Here is a 17,924-nt window from a genome sequence, read left to right as displayed (position 1 = left end):
TGCCTGCCGGGTGGGAATGCCAACGGCAGCAACCTAAGCTTCCCGGTGTGGGAAAATATCGCATTGAAGAGGAATCCTCAGGCGTACCCGTCCCCCTGGGTGCGCTTGGCAAGTGCCCCTCCCCAAAGGGCACTGACTCCTAGCCGACAGACCCCATCTGTCGGCTTTTTTTATGTAGTAAAAAACCTCTTCAGGCTTCTTCAAACAAGGGTTAAAAGTTTATTTTAATTATTTGCAAATGATAATTGTTCGCATTACACTAAATAAGTTTTAAGCAAGGGGAGTTATCGTGAATTTACGTTACCTATGCGCAAACCACCGCCAGTGGTTGGTTGCTGACACGGATCGTGCAGAAAAGGCGTGGCTGGACTGGATAGAGCTGGGCAAGATCCTCTCTGAGGAGGGCAATGAGAAAGACGCGATTCCCTACTTGGGCTGCGCTTTTGACCTGGCGGGTTTTCTGCTGGTAAAGCAGTGGCCCAGCTATGCCGTGTCCGCGACACGCTTTAGTGAGAACGCCATCTGGCTGATGGCAGCCTACCGGGAGCTGGGGGATGAAAAATTACACCGCTATATTCTCGCCGGCGCCAGTTCAATCCTCGCGCGCCAACTTGGAGATGGCCACAAGCAGCGGATTGCCGCTGACTGTATCAGCGCCCTCTACCCAACGCATACCGGCGAGTCAGAGCAAAAACCCGCGCAAGCCAAGCAGCCCGTCCGCTTTGACAGAGACCTCCGGCTGCACTGAGAAAATGGGCGGTGTAAAGCCTGCAGAAACCCCGCGGCTGCTTACTATTGCCATTTGCGAGGACACCTTGGTCGCGCTATTGGCGCAACGCTGCCTGTGCATCGAGGAACTGCACTGCCCGACGCCCAAAATGCGTCAGCAGTTGCGGCGGGTATTGTTGCGCTCCCTGTTGTCCTCGGGGGAGCCGGGGCGCGCGCCGGGCAAAGCGGGCTGATTTAGCCGGTTATTGCACGCCGGGTAGGCACCGTCCAACTTCAGTGCGGGCTGATAATAGTACCTTGGAGGGGGCTCCGGGGCGGGAGGTCAGCTGCCTGCAACGAGGGGCTCAATTCGCGGTGCGAGCCATTCATTCAGTTTGCGCTCCAGCGTGTCGATGCCTGTCTTTTTGGTGGAGGAAAACGTCTGCAGGGTAACGCCCCGGTCCAGACCCTGCTCCTTGAGGGCTTTCTCTATGGCAAAGCGGGTATTGTTGGCGGGGCTATTTTTCAGTTTGTCCGCTTTGGTGAGCAGGAGATGCACCGGCAGGCCCGCCTCAACTGCCCAGGTCAGCATATGAGTGTCGAATTCCTTGAGGGGCTGGCGTATGTCCATCAACAGCACCAGGCCGCGCAGGCAGTGGCGCTGCTCCAGGTAGACGGCCAGGTGGCGCTGCCACTCGTCCTTCATGGCGCGGGCCACCTTGGCATAGCCGTACCCCGGCAGGTCCACCAGGCGCTGCTGTTCGGACAGGCTGAAGAAGTTGATGAGCTGGGTGCGTCCGGGTGTCTTGGAGGTCCGCGCCAGCTTGCTGTTGCCGGTCAAGGCGTTGATGGCGCTGGATTTTCCCGCATTGGAGCGGCCGGCAAAGGCCACTTCGGCACCTGAATCCTCCGGGCACTCGGCCAGGGTGGGCGCACTGGTCAGAAACTGTATGGTTCGGTAGTTCAGTTTTTGCGGCTGAGTATTAAGTTTGGCAATTGACATCGTTTAAGTCCGCTGATCCGGTACACTCGTTTGGCGCGCAAGTATATAATGCCGCAGTTTTCGCCTCGCGGGACTACCGGAGGCGCAGAACACCATATCACAGCGCGCAACGGGACGATGTATGAACAGCTTTTTCAAGAACATTGCTCTGGTACTTGGTTTGGTTATCGCCTTGGGAACCATACCTTTTGCCATGGCTATGGGTGATGCTGCTGAGGGCAAGGTGAAGGCCGTCCAGTGTGCAGCCTGCCACGGTACTGACGGCAACAGTCCGGTGTCTGCCTTTCCCAAAATCGCCGGTCTCGGCGAGAAATACCTGCTCAAGCAGCTTGAGGATATCAAAGAGGGCAAGCGCAATGTGCCGCAGATGGTCGGCCAGCTGGACAACTTCAACGAACAGGATCTGCAGGATATCGCCGCCTATTTCGCCGCCCAACCGATGCAGCTGACTGGCTCCGAAGCCATTGCAGTCAGACTCAATAATGGCGAAAGTGTCGATGGCCTCATCTTTGGGCAAAAATTGTACCGTGCGGGGAATATGGAAACCGGCGTGCCCGGTTGTATGGGCTGTCACTCCCCCACCGGTCAGGGCAATGCACCGGCAGGATATCCGCGACTTTCCGGTCAGTATCCGGAGTACATCGAAGTCCAGTTGAAAGCCTTCCGTGCAGGCACCCGCACAAATGACGGGGATACCCGCACCATGCGCACGGTAGCAAGTCAGCTGTCCGATGCCGAAATCACCGCTGTCGCCAACTATGTTGCCGGTTTGACGGAATAACAGGCTGGTCCCAGCAACAGGTGGCCGGTCAAACAGAGGGGAATCGGGTAAAGTAGTAGCACTTTTGTCGCGTTCCCTTGCCTGGCGCAACGGGAACTTCAAGAATCTGCGTTGTCTATTGTGCCTCTGTGACCCGACAGCCTGCCGCTAACAGGCCTCGAACAATGAAGGTTTAAGCTGGAGAAGACTTATGAGAGCAGTTCTCGCCCCTATAACAATGGTTTTAGCTGTATTGTTCAGCCTTGCCGCCTGCGCACAGGAAAGCAGTGGGTTCAAAGCCGGTCAACACTATCAGGTGCTGCCCCAGGCGGTACCGCAGAAAGACGATAGCAAAATCGAAGTGACCGAGATGTTCTGGTATGGCTGTGCCCATTGCTACCACTTCGAGCCGACCCTGGAGCGCTGGAAAAAGAATATGCCCGGCGATGTCGCCCTGTTGAAGCTGCCCGCCATCTGGCAGCCGGTGATGGATGTCCATGCGCGCCTGTTCTATGTGGCTGATGCGATGGGTGCCCTGGAAAAGATGCACACCCCCATCTTCAATACCATTTACAACCAACGCCAGATGCTCGCGGTTCGCGAAGGCCGTAACTGGAAGCCGGACCTGGCGGCCATTGAGGCTTTGTTCAACAAGCATGGCGCCGACGGCGCCAGAGCTGCCAAATTGATGAACTCCTTTGCCATTAACAGCAGGGTCAAGCAGGGTGTGGCCAGCCAGCGGGCCTATAAGATGACCGGTACTCCAGAGGTGGTTGTAGCCGGTAAGTACCGCATCAGCGCCTCCCTGCCGGGCCTTAAAGGCAAGAGCAACGGCCAGGAATTGATGCTGCAGGTGGCAGACTACCTGATTGCCAAGGAGCGTGCTGAGCGCGGTTAATTTTCTCTGTATCTGAGCCGACCCCGCCTTGAGCGGGGTTTTTTATGCCTGGCTGTCCTGGCAGCTGTGGTAATTTGTTAGAGCTTTACGCCTAGCCATCTCCCACTGGCAAATAACTGCCAAGGGTCAGGTGGCCTTGGTCCCTTTTTTTGTCTCGCCCTCCCTTCTCCAGCGCTTCCAGGCGCAGAAATCACCTGCGGGCGATAGCCATCGTGCCTGCCTGTGGTTTGTTTGCACGCGATAGCCTCAGGGCCTGGTGATAGGCAGATAAACGCTGTGCCGCTCTATCTTGGCGCAGTTTTCCCTTTTTCGGCGTCTGCTGCACTGGAGAAAGCTGACTAGACTGTAAAAAGGTTTATACGCCAGAAATGTGTTCCCGAGGTGAGCAATTCGCCATGAAAAAATCCCTCTTCGCAGCGCTGATCCTTTTTGGTATGACCTTCGTACAGGCGGCTGAGCCTCTCGACGCTTTTCCGACAGAAGTGGATGGCAATCAGCGCCACGTTATCCAACTGCCAAAAGTGAAGGATGAAAGTCGCTTTATGATTGAACTGGTGCCTGGGCGGCGTGAAATTGCTGACTGCAATTTGCGTAGCTTTACCGCCCCTTTGCATCGCGAAGTTTTAGCCGGTTGGGGCTATCCCTATTACGTCCTGTCCGACCTGAAGCCCACTCCCGGCACACGCAAGATCTGCGCCCCCGGTTCCGACTCCCGGCGTTTTATCCGTGTGCGCGGGGATAGCCTGATACTCCCCTACAGCAGCCGCCTGCCACTGGTTGTTTACCTGCCAGAGGGCGTGCTGCTCAAATACCGTGTTTGGCGTGCCGATAAAAATCTGTCCGACGCGCGTACCCAATAAACACAGCCAAAGGTGGCCACTACGTAGCTTGTCCTATTCCAGTAACTGCGCTGGCGTCTCAGTTAATATTTTTAATGCTTCTAATGCCACTGTGGGATTTTGTGTCTAGCCTTACTAACAGAGGATGTGAAAAAGAACGCCTGAGCAATTTTTCACGCCGGTTGCGGGGGCCTCAGCTCCGCACCGGACAGGAAAATTGGCGGTGCCTTCAGCCGCCTTCTACAGCAACCCGCGCCCGTGAAAATGGTTTCGGGAGCAGATACAGTAGAGCAGCGCATGAAGTATTTGTGTCAGTCCCTGCCGAAAGGTGTTATTGCTTCCTCCCTACAGGCTTATGCCGTCGTTCTTTTACTTTTTCTACTTGCCCCCCTGGCTGCCGCGGCGGAATCGGCGCAGGTGCAGTGGGCGGGCAACTGGCTGGTGGTCAGCGAGGGCGATGACCAGTTGGTTTGGCAGCTCAATGCGGACGGCTCCGGTTATGCCTATGGCTTTAATGACGGGGGACGATTGACGCACGGTTTTGCTATCAACTGGCAGCTGGAGGGTGATCGCGTGCGGGTGCGTACCGGAGCCTCGGTACGTTGCAAAGGCGGTGTGGTATCGGTGGCATTCCGTGGCTGGAGCCGCTCCACACTGCTGTTTGCCGTTATTGACGGGCGTCACTGGCTGCAGGCCGGCGGCGGCCTGTTAAGTTTTCAGCGCCGCCTGAGTAACTGGAGAACGCCACAGGCCGGCAGCAATTGCCCGGATCTAGCCAGTTAAACTGGCCCCGTGCCGATGCCGTTCACAAATGGCAGAAATACCCAGGACGCATGCCGAAAGGGGCAGTGCGCACTTTGTGCTCAAGCCGTAAAGCGGTGGCATTTAACACTTGTCCTGCTTTTTTTACTCACCTGTACCCCAGTATTGGCGGTTGAGGGCAAAGAAAAAAATGGACATGATGGCTGGCATGTGCAATCGCGCCTTGATGCAAGCCAGTGGGTTGGTGCTTGGCTTATTTCCCGCGATGGCGAAGCGCGCCATGTCTGGAGCCTCAAGTCCGACGGTACTGGCCGCTCCTATGCATTTCTCAAGCGTAATGGGAAAATGCAGTTTGTGTTTGGCTATGATATTCACTGGTATTTTGATCCCTTCACTCAGATGGCAAACATCAAAACCGGGCGCAGGCTTATTTGCCGGCGCGGAAAAATATACCCCTATTTTCTCACCTTGAAATCCTATGAGAGCGATTATGCGGTGCGGGGAAAGTTTGCCTGGCAGACAACCTGGACAGAAGTCAGTATTGGACGTAACCGACTGCATAAATCCCTGGTGGTATTTGTGGCACCCCTCTCTGCTTGGCACGATCCCGGGCGCGATGCCCCCTGCCCGGAGTTCCCCAGCTTGCATCTGGAAAGGGATATTGATATGGCCCTGCAGCGTTGGGAGGAAGAAGAGTCGCCGGATGCTGAAATGAATAATGTATCAGCACCGGGTGAAAGAGAGTCCAGTGAATTAATGGAATCGGAAAAAAAAGGCGTGAACAAGCGCAAACGAAATTAGAATAAGTGGCCGGTAAGGCAGGGAACTTTTTCAATACACAGCCTCAGCTTTGGGCAACGACCATCTATTCTCGGCGGCAGTCGCAAGGGAATGGTTGGTCAACCTCGGCGTCCCTACTGTGGATAAGGTATTTTGTATGGCAATAGGGTATGAGCGCTGAATCCTCTTCCGCAGAGATTTTGTGGAATATGTGCCCCAGGCTGCAGGAGGAAACCTACGTTTTTTGCCAGGTGGCGGATGCCCGCCTAACGGATGTGATTGCGAACAGTCTGTGTATTTTTCGCGAAGGTGAGGGTATGTGTGTAATTTTGCCCCAGTATCTGGCCCGACAACACGGTCTCGCTGCCAGCATACCGTTTCGTCAAATCACGCTGCAGATATTATCTGGCTTTAGTACGATTCAATTGACAGCGATTGTCACTGGAGCGCTGGCTGATGCCGGTATCGCTGCCAATGTGATAACTGCGCTGCGCCATGATCATATCTTTGTGCCGGAAGACAGTGCCGAACGCGCGCTGCAACTCCTGCGCGGTATCAGCAATCGGGCGCACTACACCTGAGCTGCAACGGTTGTGCGCATTGATTATCCACCACCTCAGCCCCACGGAGAAATCCGTCAGCTCCTACCCGATCTCTTCTATGTACCCGGGACGGTGGCGCTGGTCCCAGCAGTCACAATTAATCGCAATATGGCCATAGTGCGTTGGGGAGGGGATCTTATTCTGGTTAACCCGATGCGTTTGCGCCCACAGCAGGAAGAGAAATTACGGGATATGGGCAGGGTTCGCCACGCAGTACGCCTGGGTTATCACCATGGCCAGGACGACCTCTACTACCGAGATCACTTCGATCTCACCTTCTGGCGGCAGGCGGGATCTGATTTATATCCCCCCAGCGCGGATCAATTGCTGAGAGAGGGGGGGGAATGTCCGGTACCTGGAGGCCGCTTTCTGGAGTTTTCCTGCAGCCGATTTCCAGAAGCGGTACTGTGGTTGCCCTTCAGTGGTGGTCTGCTATTGGGTTGCGATGCACTCCAGTACTGGGGCAATTGGCGAGGCTGCAACTGGAGTGGTCGGTGCCTGTTGCGATTTGCCGGGATGCGCTCTGGTATGCAGGTGGTACCGGCCTGGCGCGCGCGCATGAGTCCCCAGGGAAAAGATACATGGCAGGGGCTGCAGAAGGATTTCCAGCGCCTGTTAAAGCTGCCTTTCCTACACCTCCTCGCCGCCCATGGCGAGTTTTGTGCCGATAGTGCCCACGAAGCCGTAGTCGCCGCAGTGGGCAGGGCTTTCCCGGAACTTGGAAGAGCAGCATAGACAGGCTCTCCATGTCCGTTTGCGATATGCAGTGAGCAGGTGCGGCGACTCACGTTAATGCTGCTGCTTTATCCGCATACGTCTATTTTTCTAACTGAATCGAAATAACTGAGCATTCTGTGCCCGGGCCAGTATTATTTACCTAGGGAACCTCTGATTAATTCACCTTCCTCCCGCGCTCCTGCACCAAAACGGGGGAAGTTGAATTAATCAGAAGTTCCTGTACAGCAACCCCTTTAGCCGCATCAATCTCTGCAAACATTGCGATGCTGATTCCCGGGCCAGCTACCCCGCCCGGCAGCGCGGTGAATTAAATATCCCTGCGTTGATTCAGCGCAGGGTATACCGGTATTTTTAAATAAATCCAAAGCCAGTGGGGTGAGGGGATATGAAAATGGCCTCTGTGTTTAGTAGAACTTTTTAATACTGATACATCTTTACCAAGGGCTAACTGACACAAATCCTGAGTTATAATTAATTCTGGTGTTTGAGGGTTTGAAAGAAAGCAGGGTATCTGGTTGATTTGTTGTCGCCAAACAGTCAGCCAACCAAGAGTACGCCGCTATGAATAAGAATACCGTTGTTGAGTTTACAGATCGACAGGAGACAGCTGACCCAATGACAGAACTGGGGCGCACGAGAGCTGCTTCAGAATACAGTGGAGGCAGAGCTGTTGGCCTTCAGGGAAGAGTTTCGGGGCCGCCTGGACGACGATCGTGCGACAGCAGTCCGCAATGGCTTCCTGCCTGAGTGAGAGGTTCAGACCGGGATCGGCCCGGTGAAGGTCCGGAGTAAGGACGGCGAGCCAGTAACCTTCCGCTCAGCTTTGGTGCCGCCCCATCAAAACAGCCGTACCCAACTACTGAGGTGGAATCTCAATTCTTTTCATCACCTGAAAAGGCCAATTGCGACACTTCACTGCATTACTAAAATGGTGAAATCGAGAGAATTCGAGCACTTAAATAGGTGGATGACGCCAACTCTAACAATTAATAAAACGTCGAAAGAGCCTGTGGTCACTCCCTCTTACGCCTGCCGGTTTTGGCCCTTTCTTTACCCAGTGAAATGGGAAAACACCGCAAGCCCTGGGCTTGAGCGAGTTTTGGGATTTCACAAAATGAAGAGTTTTGAAGCAATGCGAAGAGATTTTTCACGGGCCGAAATAGCTGGGAGCTAGAGGCCACGGGGTTTTTTGCAAGGGGAGGAAGTTTTGGAGCAAATCTGTTCAGAAGGTAAGGAGTGAATGTTGCGTTGACACTTTAGCGTTTTTTAACGCCAAGAGAGAGGTCTACTCCAAAATTGAAAAACCTACGAAAGCTAGCGCTTGCACGGGTTTCAGAGATGGTGCCCAGAGGCGGAATCGAACCACCGACACGGGGATTTTCAGTCCCTCCAGAGAGCATCTAGTACAGACAATTTCTACCATAAATCAATGAGTTAGCAGCACATCCACGATGACTTCGGCTCGTTGTAGCTCCTATGCGTTGACACTTTGTTGACATTTTAAGGTGGCCAAAGGATTCTTTGTTACAGCATCTGCGAGGTGTCTGGGTGCCAGTTTGGCATAACGCACTGTCACCGCCAGTGTCTGATGTCCCAGGATGTCCTTCAGTTTCAGTATGTTTCCATCGTTCATAACATAGTGACTAGCGAAGGTATGGCGTAGGACGTGGGTTAGCTGGCCATCTGGTAGGGTGATGCCAGCGCGGGCTACAGCTCTCCTGAATGCTTGATGACTGTAACCACTAAATAGCCTACCGGATCGAGGGCGATCTGTGCGCAGGTCAATTTCAAGCTCTGCATCTATTGGGATTGCCCGTGCTTTGCTATTTTTAGTCTTAGTAAAATGCACTTTACTCTGTCGAACCTGCTCTGCTCGCAGCATTTCAGCCTCACCCCATCGGGCACCGGTGGAGAGGCATAAGCGAGATATTAGAAGTACATCAGGATTGCTAGATTGTTCAAGTGCTTTTAACAATGACTCTATTTGGTCTAATTCTAAATAAATCAGATCAGGTTCATCTAACTTTATTTTTGGAATGCCTTGGAGAGGGTTCACCAATTTCCAGTTTCTTAGTTTTATCAGGGTGCCGAATACAGCTGATAAGTACGCTTGCTCATGGTTTAAATTATTAGGTGAAACCAGCTTATCGCGTCGTTCTTGCTTTTCAGATAGGCGGTTTTTCCTATAAAGAAGAAAATCTTCACCACTGAAATTACGTGCCAATGGATTTCCAAGTCGTTTACAAATGCCGTCAAGCTTGCTTTTTCTCTTTTTTCCATCCTTTAGGGTGTATCCGTGAAGGGAATACCACTCTTCAATCAAGTTATGTAAACGTCGATTTTCCTTAACCGGAGGAGACCATTCCCCACTGCTTGCTTTTGCTCGCTGTTGAAATTCAAAGTTTACAGCCTCTCTTTTAGTTAAAAAAGTTTTTCTAATGCGGGTGCCTCCTCTACCCTCTGGTTGTATATCTACTTGCCATCCTTTTTTAACTTGTTTAACTGCCATTTATAAATCCCAATAAAGCCTATTTCTTTCTTTTTTCCAGATAAAATCTACATGGAATCTGGCTAGCTTCAACTTGTACTTACCCTCAATCAGTCACCAGCCCATAGTTTCAGCATTTGAGAATTCCTTAACAATTTTGATTGGATTAATTGCATCTTTTACTTTCAAAATTTACGCGCTACAAGGGCTGCTCAGGATATTTCAATTTTTCTTCTAAATAAAATCCTTGAGGGATTATCCCGGCCTCAATCCTTGCAGCAGCCAATCGACATAATTTTTCACTACTTGTTGAAAGTTCAGAAACTAAAATATCACCTTCATGCGTAAGAAATGATATGAACTCGGGAAAGCGCAGCCCAATTCGCTCGTACTCAAGCTCAGCTACTTTGGCTTTTTTGCGTTCAATGTTTTGGATTCTTATAAAGTCAAGTCCGAGTTGTTCAGCAAAATCGTCTCTCGTTAAACCCATCAACTCGCGAATAGCTCTTAGTCGATCACCAGCCCTTAGTTTCAGCATCAGTTCCCCTCTAATAGATTGTGAGTAGTTCGCCAATGACAGAGCTGCCAACGGCTGAGAGTTCATATACGGGGGCTTTTATACACGTGAATTTGTAATAAATCCACGCGAAATGGCTAAAAAATACTCCAATTGACTCAAAATAGAACAGTTATCCCATAAATGTGGTAAATAATACTCATTTGAGAGGAAAATATATTGACATACTCTTATGTGCGTACATAGTATCAGTTGTGTCGTACTAGGAATTACCAACACGGAGCATTACAACGATGACTTTTAACTACCCGCAAACCGGTTCTTCGAATGTAACCACTGCATGCCCTGTCCTGCTGGCTAGCCCAGTAATGACTCGAGAGAAATTTTCCGCCACCTCTGGCCTGCGTGAAGGGCAAATACGCGGCCAGATTGAGCGCGGACACCTACCAGTTTTTCACATTGGTCGCTTGGCTATGGTCAATGTCGCCCAGCTCACCTGGGATGAGATTCACTTTGTTCCCTGCCCAATCATGACCAAAGATGCATTCGCAAAAGCCACGGGACTACGTGAACAGCAAGTGGAATCACAGCTCGACAAGGGGAATTTACCGCGAAGAAATATTGGCCGCCTCGCTTTAGTCGATGTTTCCAAGCTGGTTCGCCTATGCATGGCGCAGAAAGACCCCATCCATAGCTACTAAACCTTTAGGTTATTGGAGTACTCATGGACTACAGCCAAATAAACAGCGATGTGGTGGCGGCGCTAGAGGGGGACGGGGCGCTAAACCTTGCCCTCAAAACCCCGTCAAATATCTACCGCGAGGGGACCTGCCCCGAGTGTGAACGCAAGACGGTCTGGATAAGCGCCGAAAAGCCGATTGTGTTGCGCTGTGATCGCGAGGATAAATGTGGGTACCAGGAGCGCGTCCGAGATCGCTATCCAGACCTCTTTGAAAACTTCTCCAAGCGTTTTCCCTCCAGCGACGAAGATCCCAAAGCGACAGCCAGAGCCTACTTATCTATTCAGCGGGGGTTCCCCGCTGCCGATATTGAAGACTGGTTTGATCAAGGTTTTTTCAAATTACCAGATGGCTCCTGGGCGGAGACAGTGCGCTTCTATCTTTACGGCGGTAAGGAGCATTACTGGGAACGTATTATTGATGAAACCCATGTGAAAATGGCGGGCAACAAAGCCCGCTTTAAAAAAGGTAGTAGCAGTAGGGGAAAATATTGGGCGCCACCTGGGCAAGAAATTAAGCCAAAGGAAAAGGTTTTCATTGTTGAAGGCATTTTCCACTGCATCGCGATGTATTTGAAAGGATACAAAGCCATCTCCGCTTTTAGTTGTTCCGGCTTGCCCAGAGAGCTTATTAAGGAAAATAAAGGACGGGAGATTATTTGGCACCTAGCGTATGACGATGAGCCTGGCGCGCGTAAGCATGTAGCCAAATACTACAAAGAACTCAAGGGGCAGAATGAAACTGTAGAAGTAGCTCAGACCGGCAGCAGCAAAGACTGGGATGACCTCTACAGGGAAGGCCGGCTCAACGATAAAACTATAGAGGAGTGCCTATGGCGTGGCCGTATCTTTGTCGCGGAAACCCCCAAGCGTAAAGCCTATGCGCTGTATGGATGGAAGCCATTTGGCAAAACAATCATTGAACACAACGACAAATTACACTCTGCCAAATTTTCACTGGAAGACTTTAATAAAGCGACTGAAGGCGATCCTTTTAAGTGGGGTTTCTCTTGGGATGCCTTTAACCAGGCAACCAAGGTGGAGCAGATTTCAAACTGTGTGCCGAAATTCCAGTACACCGAAATTGACCGTCTGACCGGCGAACGTCGCTACTTCTTCAATATCAAGAAATCCGGCACCAACCGCAACTATCTTGGAGCACTCACACCCAACGCCCTGTCTGACCCCCGCGCCTTTGGCCTCGCACTGCTTTCTCATACTGATGGAGGCAGCTTTGAGGGTGGCGCCGGGGACCTAAAAATCCTCAAGGCGCGCTGGTTGGATGGTGAGGTCAACCGAGTGACCACCTTGCCGCATATGGGTTTTGACGAAGACTCTCGCAGCTACATCTTTCCTGGCTTCGGCTATCGCCAGAGCAAATTGATCACTGCCAATGAACACGGCTTCTTACAGCTGGGCGATACCGCTATCAAAACCACCCTGGAAGGGATGCCAGTTAACCATAGTGACAAATTTGATAGCAGTTGGTGGCCAGATTTTGCCAAGGTATTTCATCTTAACGGTATCGCCGCGCTAGCGTTCTTTACGGCGAGTTTGTTTGCCCGGCAAATCAAAGAGAAACACCAGGCATTTCACTTTCTGGAAATTACCGGTGAACCGGACGCGGGCAAATCTACCTTAATCCGCTTTATCTGGAAATTGTTGGGGCGCGACAACTACGAAGGCGTAGACCTGCTGAGTACATCGACCTCCAGTTATGGGCGCCAATTAGGCAAGGTGAGTAACTTGCCGGTGGTAGTCATTGAAAGTGATCGGGAGCGCAGTAGCGGCACAGGAGGTCGCCCGGTTAAATCCTTCGAGTGGGACATATTCAAAAAGGTCACTGACCTGGATGGTGTGATCGACTCGCGAGGGGTAAAGACCAATGACAACAAAACCCATGACCGGATTTTTCGCGGCACTATGGTTATCAGCCAGAATGCCACCGTACAAGCATCGCCGGCCATGCTGTCCCGTATTGTTCACCTCCACTGCACCACCGCACACAAACGCCCGGAAAACCGCCCCCTGGCGGATCGCCTCAAACGCGAACCGGTAGAGAACCTGGCCGGCTATCTACACCAGGCGCTAACCCATGAAAGCTATTGGCTTGCCCAGTTCTTTGGTGCCTTTGATCGTCACCGAGAAACATTGACTGCCGATGACAGCATCACCCAAGGCCGCGTTATCGACTTTCACGCCCAGTTGATGGCCGCAGTGGAAGCGCTACAAGTCATTCTGCCGGATTTTGATACGAGCTTACTTAATCAGGTGCAGGAACACCTGGTAGAGCGCGCACGGGATAGACAGCGCCGCCTTAACAACGATCATCCGATCATCGAGCAATTCTGGGACACCTTCCATTTCATTAATGATCAAGTGGTTTACATCGATGATGAGCAGGGTGAGCGGCATGTAAACACCGACCGCCTGAACCACAGCATCGACCCCGCCTTAATCGCAATCAACCTCAACGAGTACATGGAACTCTGTCGCAAGCGCGGCCAGGAGCTGGTGCCAATAGCGGAATTGAAACAGTTGCTGTCCACCAGTCAGCGCTACCCATTTGCCGGCTATAAGCGGGTCCGGTCGAAGCGGGAACAGAAAGCGAGCCCCTGGTGCTGGGTATTCAAAAGAACGGGCGGAAATGGTCGCTAAATCTCCAGTTTGTATTTTTTTGGCCTTGTAAAGGCTTGGGAAAAATGCGGAGAAGGGGGGTGGAAAAACATAGAACATAACGGAACAAGAGATTTATAGGTAATAAAAACTAGCTAAATCAATAGGTTAGAGAGGGAGTCTCAATGGAACAATTTCGGAACATTCATGGAACAACACGGAACATGGCATTGGTAACAAGTTACCAGTCAGTTACCAATTTTGGTAACAGCTCAACCCCCCGGAAAGCTAACAACCACGGGCCCTGTAGCGATTTAGGGCTCAGCGTGTTCCATCTTGTTACCAACGAAATGGAACAACAAGGACAGCCTACAGGCCGCATGAAACCTAGATTTAAAGTTGAAAAGGCCGCCTTGTTCCATTGTTCCGGGTTTATTTACCCCTCTCGCGCATTTTCTGGAAGGGGGATCTGCTGATGAATAACCGATACAAGGGCAAGGCAGCCAAAGAAAACCGCAGTTTCGTTGCCAGCAGTGAATCAAAGTGGCTTCCCCCTCTGATTGCGGAGTCCAGCGCTCCAGAAAGTGAGGAACACCGCCGCAACTGCCTGGCCTGGCACCTGCTCCACACAAAAACTCGCCCGGAAATTCTTGAGTGGTTGAAGCAACAAAACTCGCGCAAAAAGGCGGATATGCGCCTACGCCTCAACATTCTGCGTGATCAGGTGCGCGAGATGCGCCAGTAAGCACAAGGGGAGGGCTAACCCATGAACCGTCAGCACAGCCTGTCGCTCTTCCTGGGAGAGATCACAGAGTTACAGGTTTACAACGCTTGGCTCAATAACGCACAGGTACACACGGCCTGTAGTTGGCCCGAGGTTGTGCGTGATGAATTGCTTTTCGGCTGTCTCTGTCGCGAGGCTGCCTACACCTATCGCGGGCAGCGCCCGCAACAGTTTGCACCTAATAAAAATGAGGAAATCGCTATGCCTAAGGAAGTATTTCTACTCGATCTCGCTGAAGCCCGCCGGGTGCGCTTGGCGCTGGCCTTGTGCCGCGAGCGTATTGCCTGTCCGGAAACCACCACCGTAAGCAAGGAGGAAGCTGTGCAAGAACTGAGAGCCGCACAGGAAATCTTTATAGAACATGAGGAGCGCGCAGCACAGTTGAAAACACTAAATCGTGAGCTGGGAGGAGACGCAAATGCCTAAACCACTGACCAAAGAACAAATGGAAGCCTTTGAGAAACTAAGTTCCGTATCCAAGAGAGCGGCATTCCTCTTGGGCATTGGTGTGACAGCTGAACTCGATGTCGAGGAAGGCGATTTTACTTTCCACGCTTATGTGGGTGATATGTGTTTGCCCATTACTGGCGCATCGAGGTTGACCACGATTGAGCGGGGGACCACCTGGTTACAGGAAAAATCCAAGGAAACTGAGGAGGGCAACCAGTGACTTTTTGGAAATATACAACAGGGATAGCTGCCCTAATATTCTGTGGCACTTCTGTTGTCTTTACCGTGGGGCTGTGGGTTTCTATTCCAGCGGTTGGTGCCGGGCAGCTGATGGCGGGATTAACCGCCGCTGCCCTGGAGTTGTGCAAGTTTTCCTTTGCGCCACTCGGTTTGTGGCTGAGAAGCCAGGGCCGGTTTATGGGCAATGTCCTGCTGTTGCTTTGGCCGTTTCTGGTACTGATCAGTATCGCCGCAACCGTTGGATTCTTGGAGAGCCACACAGCGGAACAGCGACAGGGAAACGCACAGGGTAGCCTGGAATACCAAACGATTGAACAGCAGCTGACCAGTGTTGAACAGCAGATAAACAATCTAAACGCAATCATTACCACAGATACCGCTAACGGTTATCGTCAACGGGCGATTAAAACAGCTGAACAGTTGGAAAACCTGGAGCAAAGAAGAAGTGAAGCACTGGCCCAGCTGAAAATGGTGAAAGGGGCTACCACAGACAGCGCACAAGCGGCTTTCGCTGGGCTGGCAACCCTAACCCACGTTGACCCTGTAAAGTTACAGCACAGCGCCTTTCTGGCGCTTGCAGTGATCACCGATTTGGTCGGGCTGGTTGCGCTGTTGGCGTTCAACAGTGCGTTAACCGTTCACACCGTTTACCCTCAACGGTTGAACCGGTCAGCAGAGTTTAAACCATCGAAACCGAAAGCCTGTGAAAAAGAACCAGTCCTCGAAACGGTACTGAACGGTTCGTTAAACGAGTTGCAACAACAGCTAGCGACGCGTATTACCGCCGGTGAATTTGGTGCGAAGCCAGTTCTTCGTAATCTCAGACGGCAGGTGGCAGGCGGCCACCATGTTGTGAGACCGGTATTTGAGCACCTGGAAAAAATCGGGGTTTTAACTCGTAGAGGTCGAGGCTTTGTGCTTACCGCCGGTGAGAATAATCTGATAGGAGCTAACTGATGCATACCTGGCGGTATAGCCATTGGCGACTATGTAGGCCCCTATAGATAGGTATAACTATGTTGGGTCTAGAATATTTCGAGAGTACTAGCATAAATAAATCGATCTATGCTCGAGCATAGTCATTAATAACTATGGTGGATCCAAGTGTGTTATTTAGGTTCAAAAGCTGCGAGTGGTGCTTATCAAGCAATTATTGCCAGTATGCCTCCCCATGATACATATATCGAAACGCACCTTGGTAGCGGTGCAATTATGCTTCGCAAACCTAAAGCTGCACGCTCGATCGGAATTGATCTTGATGGTTCGGTGATAAAGGGGTTTTCTGGTGGCGAGGCATTTGAATTATATAATATGGATGCGGGGGAATACTTGAACAGCTTTGATTATTCCACTGCGGGTAGAGTTCTAATTTACGCGGATCCTCCGTATATTCACTCCACGAGAACATCACGAAAGCGCTATAACCATGAATATAGCGACGATGACCATAGGCGCTTACTGCTTTTATTATTAAGGTTATCGCAGTCTGGTGTGGCTGTTATGATTTCCGGTTATCCGTCTTCTTTATATGATGATTTACTACCCGATTGGCGCACCAGTGAATTTCAGGTAATGACAAGAGGGGGTCCACGTACTGAAAAATTATGGTTTAGCTTTGACTCAGATTCCTCAAGTTGGGCAACCTATGCAGGCTTGAATTATACAGATAGGCAAAGAATAAAACGCAAAGCTAAGCGTTGGGCGAGTAACTATGAAAAATTGCCTGCATCGGAGCGACTCGCCATTCTATCCGCATTACTTGAATGTGAGTGTGATTAATACACCTGTCTTCGGATCCACCATAGTCAAATTCATCTATGCCAGCTGGCATAGTCAAACTTATCTATGCTGCAGCATAGTTATATTTATCTATGCCAGATGGAGGAGCTATTCCTCCTTATCCAGCTTGTAAACCATTTCCAAATGTCCCAAGACAAGGTCCTGATACTTGGGGCTGAGCTTCGAGAAGGTTTCAATGTAGCTTTTGGTCTTAGTCTGACTTTTTGAACTGTTTACATCAAACACTGAAGCTATCGGAGTACCCAGTATTTCACACCACATCGGCAACAATTCAGAAGGAAGCTTTTGTTTCCCTCGCTCCATTTGGGAAAGCGTATCAGCGCGCACACCGAGCTTTAACGCTAACTGTCGTCCCTCAATACCTTTCTGAACCCTTGCATCCCGTAAGCGACTGGCTATAGATGCCCTTTGGGCCGAATAGTCGGTTGGAAAAATTGTATTCACTACTTGGTCACCCGTTCAAAACTGAGAGTTGGCCACGGGTGATTAAATTATAGGCAAAATTTAGATAATCCAAATTATCAAAGGAGAAAATTTGGATTATCCAATTTATAAAAATAGAGGTTTACAAAGGTATTACGGTGGTGATAAAAAAGTTTCAATATTTCTTGATTAAGTGGAAATATTTACTCTTGAGATTTAAGTGAGGGACTTACAAAAATGTGTGCGAATGAAAATGGAAGCCATCGTGTTCATACTGAAAGAGTAGGATTTCGTGAAGAGCTTTCGGAGGTCGATAAATTACTGGCACTGGTGCAGCATGTATCAAGCGTTGGTGAGAGTGGCCTTGCTCAAGATGCTCGGGGAGGGCTATACCTGCTAATGGACCATGTGAGGCATAGAATTCAGGCGATCATTTAGAAAGGGGTTTTGGAAAATTCATTAAAAGGCGCTATGGCGCCTTTTCTGTTAGCCGTCCACTCGGGCTTGATTGAGAAACGTTTGCTGTTCTTCCGGGGCGAGTGAGCGAAGAAAATTGAAGGCGGTTTGTCGTGCATGGCGACGTGATGGCGCAATAGAATGACTAAATATTAATTTGACGACAAAATAGTGCCCGCACTCGGGGTTAGAGCAGGTGCAATATAGATCAACAACCTTTGGGTCGATTTCGTTGCGGCTATTTATATTTGCCTTGTGTCCGCATGTTTCGCACTTGACACGCATTGTAGGTTCCTCCCCAGGCCCATGGAGAAATTTTAA

The 17,924-nt window shown here is 50.8% G+C and carries 21 protein-coding genes; 16 read left to right on the top strand and 5 right to left on the bottom strand.

The features are described from left to right. Nucleotides 1–289: 289 nt before the first annotated feature. Nucleotides 290–748: a hypothetical protein gene (locus Q1A48_RS01490; protein ID WP_299940199.1), complete on the top strand. Its 459-nt coding sequence runs from the start codon at nt 290–292 to the stop codon at nt 746–748. A gap of 4 nt (nt 749–752) precedes the next feature. Next, complete coding sequence (locus tag Q1A48_RS01485) at nt 753–962, top strand: hypothetical protein (protein ID WP_299940196.1); 210 nt, start codon at nt 753–755, stop codon at nt 960–962. Nucleotides 963–1,051: 89 nt separating this feature from the next. On the opposite strand, the gene yihA is transcribed toward Q1A48_RS01485, so the two are convergent. Next, nucleotides 1,052–1,711, bottom strand: coding sequence for a ribosome biogenesis GTP-binding protein YihA/YsxC (gene yihA, locus Q1A48_RS01480; RefSeq protein WP_299940193.1), 660 nt, complete (start codon nt 1,709–1,711; stop codon nt 1,052–1,054). Nucleotides 1,712–1,832: 121 nt separating this feature from the next. Here yihA and Q1A48_RS01475 point away from each other — a divergent pair, with 121 nt between their 5' ends. The 7 genes from Q1A48_RS01475 to Q1A48_RS01445 all read left to right on the top strand — a co-directional run bounded on the left by Q1A48_RS01475 (nt 1,833) and on the right by Q1A48_RS01445 (nt 7,087). Continuing rightward, entirely contained in the window at nt 1,833–2,492 is a 660-nt protein-coding gene (locus tag Q1A48_RS01475) for a c-type cytochrome (protein ID WP_299940190.1), read from the top strand. Nucleotides 2,493–2,682: 190 nt separating this feature from the next. Next, a complete protein-coding gene (locus tag Q1A48_RS01470) occupies nt 2,683–3,369 on the top strand; it encodes a thiol:disulfide interchange protein DsbA/DsbL (protein WP_299940188.1) in 687 nt (228 codons plus the stop codon). Between the two features lie 395 nt (nt 3,370–3,764). Then, complete coding sequence (locus tag Q1A48_RS01465; protein WP_299940186.1) at nt 3,765–4,229, top strand: ecotin family protein; 465 nt, start codon at nt 3,765–3,767, stop codon at nt 4,227–4,229. A gap of 276 nt (nt 4,230–4,505) precedes the next feature. Next, nucleotides 4,506–4,991: a hypothetical protein gene (locus Q1A48_RS01460; RefSeq protein ID WP_299940185.1), complete on the top strand. Its 486-nt coding sequence runs from the start codon at nt 4,506–4,508 to the stop codon at nt 4,989–4,991. A gap of 189 nt (nt 4,992–5,180) precedes the next feature. After that, a complete protein-coding gene (locus Q1A48_RS01455) occupies nt 5,181–5,771 on the top strand; it encodes a hypothetical protein (RefSeq protein WP_299940183.1) in 591 nt (196 codons plus the stop codon). A 149-nt stretch (nt 5,772–5,920) separates the two neighbouring features. Then, the gene (locus Q1A48_RS01450; protein ID WP_299940180.1) at nt 5,921–6,331 is read left to right on the top strand and encodes an ACT domain-containing protein; all 411 of its coding nucleotides are present in this window, start codon (nt 5,921–5,923) and stop codon (nt 6,329–6,331) included. 12 nt (nt 6,332–6,343) lie between these two features. After that, nucleotides 6,344–7,087, top strand: coding sequence for a hypothetical protein (locus Q1A48_RS01445; RefSeq protein ID WP_299940178.1), 744 nt, complete (start codon nt 6,344–6,346; stop codon nt 7,085–7,087). A gap of 1,477 nt (nt 7,088–8,564) precedes the next feature. On the opposite strand, the gene Q1A48_RS01440 is transcribed toward Q1A48_RS01445, so the two are convergent. Continuing rightward, nucleotides 8,565–9,599 carry a tyrosine-type recombinase/integrase gene (locus Q1A48_RS01440; protein ID WP_299940175.1) on the bottom strand — a complete coding sequence of 345 codons (1,035 nt, stop codon included), beginning with the start codon at nt 9,597–9,599 and terminating at the stop codon, nt 8,565–8,567. 178 nt (nt 9,600–9,777) lie between these two features. Continuing rightward, on the bottom strand, nt 9,778–10,116 hold the full coding sequence (locus tag Q1A48_RS01435) for a helix-turn-helix transcriptional regulator (RefSeq protein WP_299940172.1): 339 nt from the start codon (nt 10,114–10,116) through the stop codon (nt 9,778–9,780). Nucleotides 10,117–10,388: 272 nt separating this feature from the next. On the opposite strand from Q1A48_RS01435, the gene Q1A48_RS01430 reads away from it, so the two are divergent. The 7 genes from Q1A48_RS01430 (at nt 10,389) to Q1A48_RS01400 (ending at nt 16,703) form a co-directional block, all read left to right on the top strand. Continuing rightward, nucleotides 10,389–10,796 carry a hypothetical protein gene (locus Q1A48_RS01430; protein ID WP_299940169.1) on the top strand — a complete coding sequence of 136 codons (408 nt, stop codon included), beginning with the start codon at nt 10,389–10,391 and terminating at the stop codon, nt 10,794–10,796. A 23-nt stretch (nt 10,797–10,819) separates the two neighbouring features. Continuing rightward, a complete protein-coding gene (locus Q1A48_RS01425) occupies nt 10,820–13,492 on the top strand; it encodes a hypothetical protein (RefSeq protein ID WP_299940166.1) in 2,673 nt (890 codons plus the stop codon). 433 nt (nt 13,493–13,925) lie between these two features. Then, nucleotides 13,926–14,195 carry a hypothetical protein gene (locus tag Q1A48_RS01420; RefSeq protein ID WP_299940164.1) on the top strand — a complete coding sequence of 90 codons (270 nt, stop codon included), beginning with the start codon at nt 13,926–13,928 and terminating at the stop codon, nt 14,193–14,195. A 21-nt stretch (nt 14,196–14,216) separates the two neighbouring features. Further along, nucleotides 14,217–14,660: a hypothetical protein gene (locus Q1A48_RS01415; RefSeq protein ID WP_299940161.1), complete on the top strand. Its 444-nt coding sequence runs from the start codon at nt 14,217–14,219 to the stop codon at nt 14,658–14,660. After that, nucleotides 14,653–14,904 carry a hypothetical protein gene (locus tag Q1A48_RS01410; protein WP_299940158.1) on the top strand — a complete coding sequence of 84 codons (252 nt, stop codon included), beginning with the start codon at nt 14,653–14,655 and terminating at the stop codon, nt 14,902–14,904. The genes Q1A48_RS01415 and Q1A48_RS01410 overlap by 8 nt, the downstream gene beginning before the upstream one ends. After that, on the top strand, nt 14,901–15,881 hold the full coding sequence (locus Q1A48_RS01405) for a hypothetical protein (RefSeq protein ID WP_299940155.1): 981 nt from the start codon (nt 14,901–14,903) through the stop codon (nt 15,879–15,881). The genes Q1A48_RS01410 and Q1A48_RS01405 overlap by 4 nt, the downstream gene beginning before the upstream one ends. 147 nt (nt 15,882–16,028) lie before the next feature. Beyond that, the gene (locus Q1A48_RS01400) at nt 16,029–16,703 is read left to right on the top strand and encodes a DNA adenine methylase (protein WP_299940153.1); all 675 of its coding nucleotides are present in this window, start codon (nt 16,029–16,031) and stop codon (nt 16,701–16,703) included. A gap of 108 nt (nt 16,704–16,811) precedes the next feature. Here Q1A48_RS01400 and Q1A48_RS01395 read toward each other — a convergent pair whose 3' ends face one another. Both Q1A48_RS01395 and Q1A48_RS21720 read right to left on the bottom strand, forming a co-directional pair. After that, nucleotides 16,812–17,168 carry a helix-turn-helix transcriptional regulator gene (locus Q1A48_RS01395; RefSeq protein WP_299940151.1) on the bottom strand — a complete coding sequence of 119 codons (357 nt, stop codon included), beginning with the start codon at nt 17,166–17,168 and terminating at the stop codon, nt 16,812–16,814. A 465-nt stretch (nt 17,169–17,633) separates the two neighbouring features. Continuing rightward, nucleotides 17,634–17,888 carry an ogr/Delta-like zinc finger family protein gene (locus tag Q1A48_RS21720; protein ID WP_366523367.1) on the bottom strand — a complete coding sequence of 85 codons (255 nt, stop codon included), beginning with the start codon at nt 17,886–17,888 and terminating at the stop codon, nt 17,634–17,636. Nucleotides 17,889–17,924: the final 36 nt, after the last annotated feature.

The organism is uncultured Microbulbifer sp. (genome assembly GCF_947489355.1).
Classification (GTDB): Bacteria; Pseudomonadota; Gammaproteobacteria; order Pseudomonadales; family Cellvibrionaceae; genus Microbulbifer.
Note: the sequence above shows the minus strand (reverse complement) of the source record. Positions and strands in the feature narration are given on the sequence as shown.

Bases quoted from the DNA above. Each gene is read 5' to 3' on its own strand.
- Q1A48_RS01470 (WP_299940188.1), top strand. From the start codon at position 2,683: ATGAGAGCAGTTCTCGCCCCTATAACAATGGTTTTAGCTGTATTGTTC.
- Q1A48_RS01465 (WP_299940186.1), top strand. From the start codon at position 3,765: ATGAAAAAATCCCTCTTCGCAGCGCTGATCCTTTTTGGTATGACCTTC.
- Q1A48_RS01425 (WP_299940166.1), top strand. From the start codon at position 10,820: ATGGACTACAGCCAAATAAACAGCGATGTGGTGGCGGCGCTAGAGGGG.
- yihA (WP_299940193.1), bottom strand. From the start codon at position 1,711: ATGTCAATTGCCAAACTTAATACTCAGCCGCAAAAACTGAACTACCGA.
- Q1A48_RS01440 (WP_299940175.1), bottom strand. From the start codon at position 9,599: ATGGCAGTTAAACAAGTTAAAAAAGGATGGCAAGTAGATATACAACCA.
- Q1A48_RS01410 (WP_299940158.1), top strand. From the start codon at position 14,653: ATGCCTAAACCACTGACCAAAGAACAAATGGAAGCCTTTGAGAAACTA.
- Q1A48_RS01435 (WP_299940172.1), bottom strand. From the start codon at position 10,116: ATGCTGAAACTAAGGGCTGGTGATCGACTAAGAGCTATTCGCGAGTTG.
- Q1A48_RS01475 (WP_299940190.1), top strand. From the start codon at position 1,833: ATGAACAGCTTTTTCAAGAACATTGCTCTGGTACTTGGTTTGGTTATC.
- Q1A48_RS01430 (WP_299940169.1), top strand. From the start codon at position 10,389: ATGACTTTTAACTACCCGCAAACCGGTTCTTCGAATGTAACCACTGCA.
- Q1A48_RS01460 (WP_299940185.1), top strand. From the start codon at position 4,506: ATGAAGTATTTGTGTCAGTCCCTGCCGAAAGGTGTTATTGCTTCCTCC.
- Q1A48_RS01450 (WP_299940180.1), top strand. From the start codon at position 5,921: ATGAGCGCTGAATCCTCTTCCGCAGAGATTTTGTGGAATATGTGCCCC.
- Q1A48_RS01415 (WP_299940161.1), top strand. From the start codon at position 14,217: ATGAACCGTCAGCACAGCCTGTCGCTCTTCCTGGGAGAGATCACAGAG.
- Q1A48_RS01420 (WP_299940164.1), top strand. From the start codon at position 13,926: ATGAATAACCGATACAAGGGCAAGGCAGCCAAAGAAAACCGCAGTTTC.
- Q1A48_RS01485 (WP_299940196.1), top strand. From the start codon at position 753: ATGGGCGGTGTAAAGCCTGCAGAAACCCCGCGGCTGCTTACTATTGCC.
- Q1A48_RS21720 (WP_366523367.1), bottom strand. From the start codon at position 17,888: ATGCGTGTCAAGTGCGAAACATGCGGACACAAGGCAAATATAAATAGC.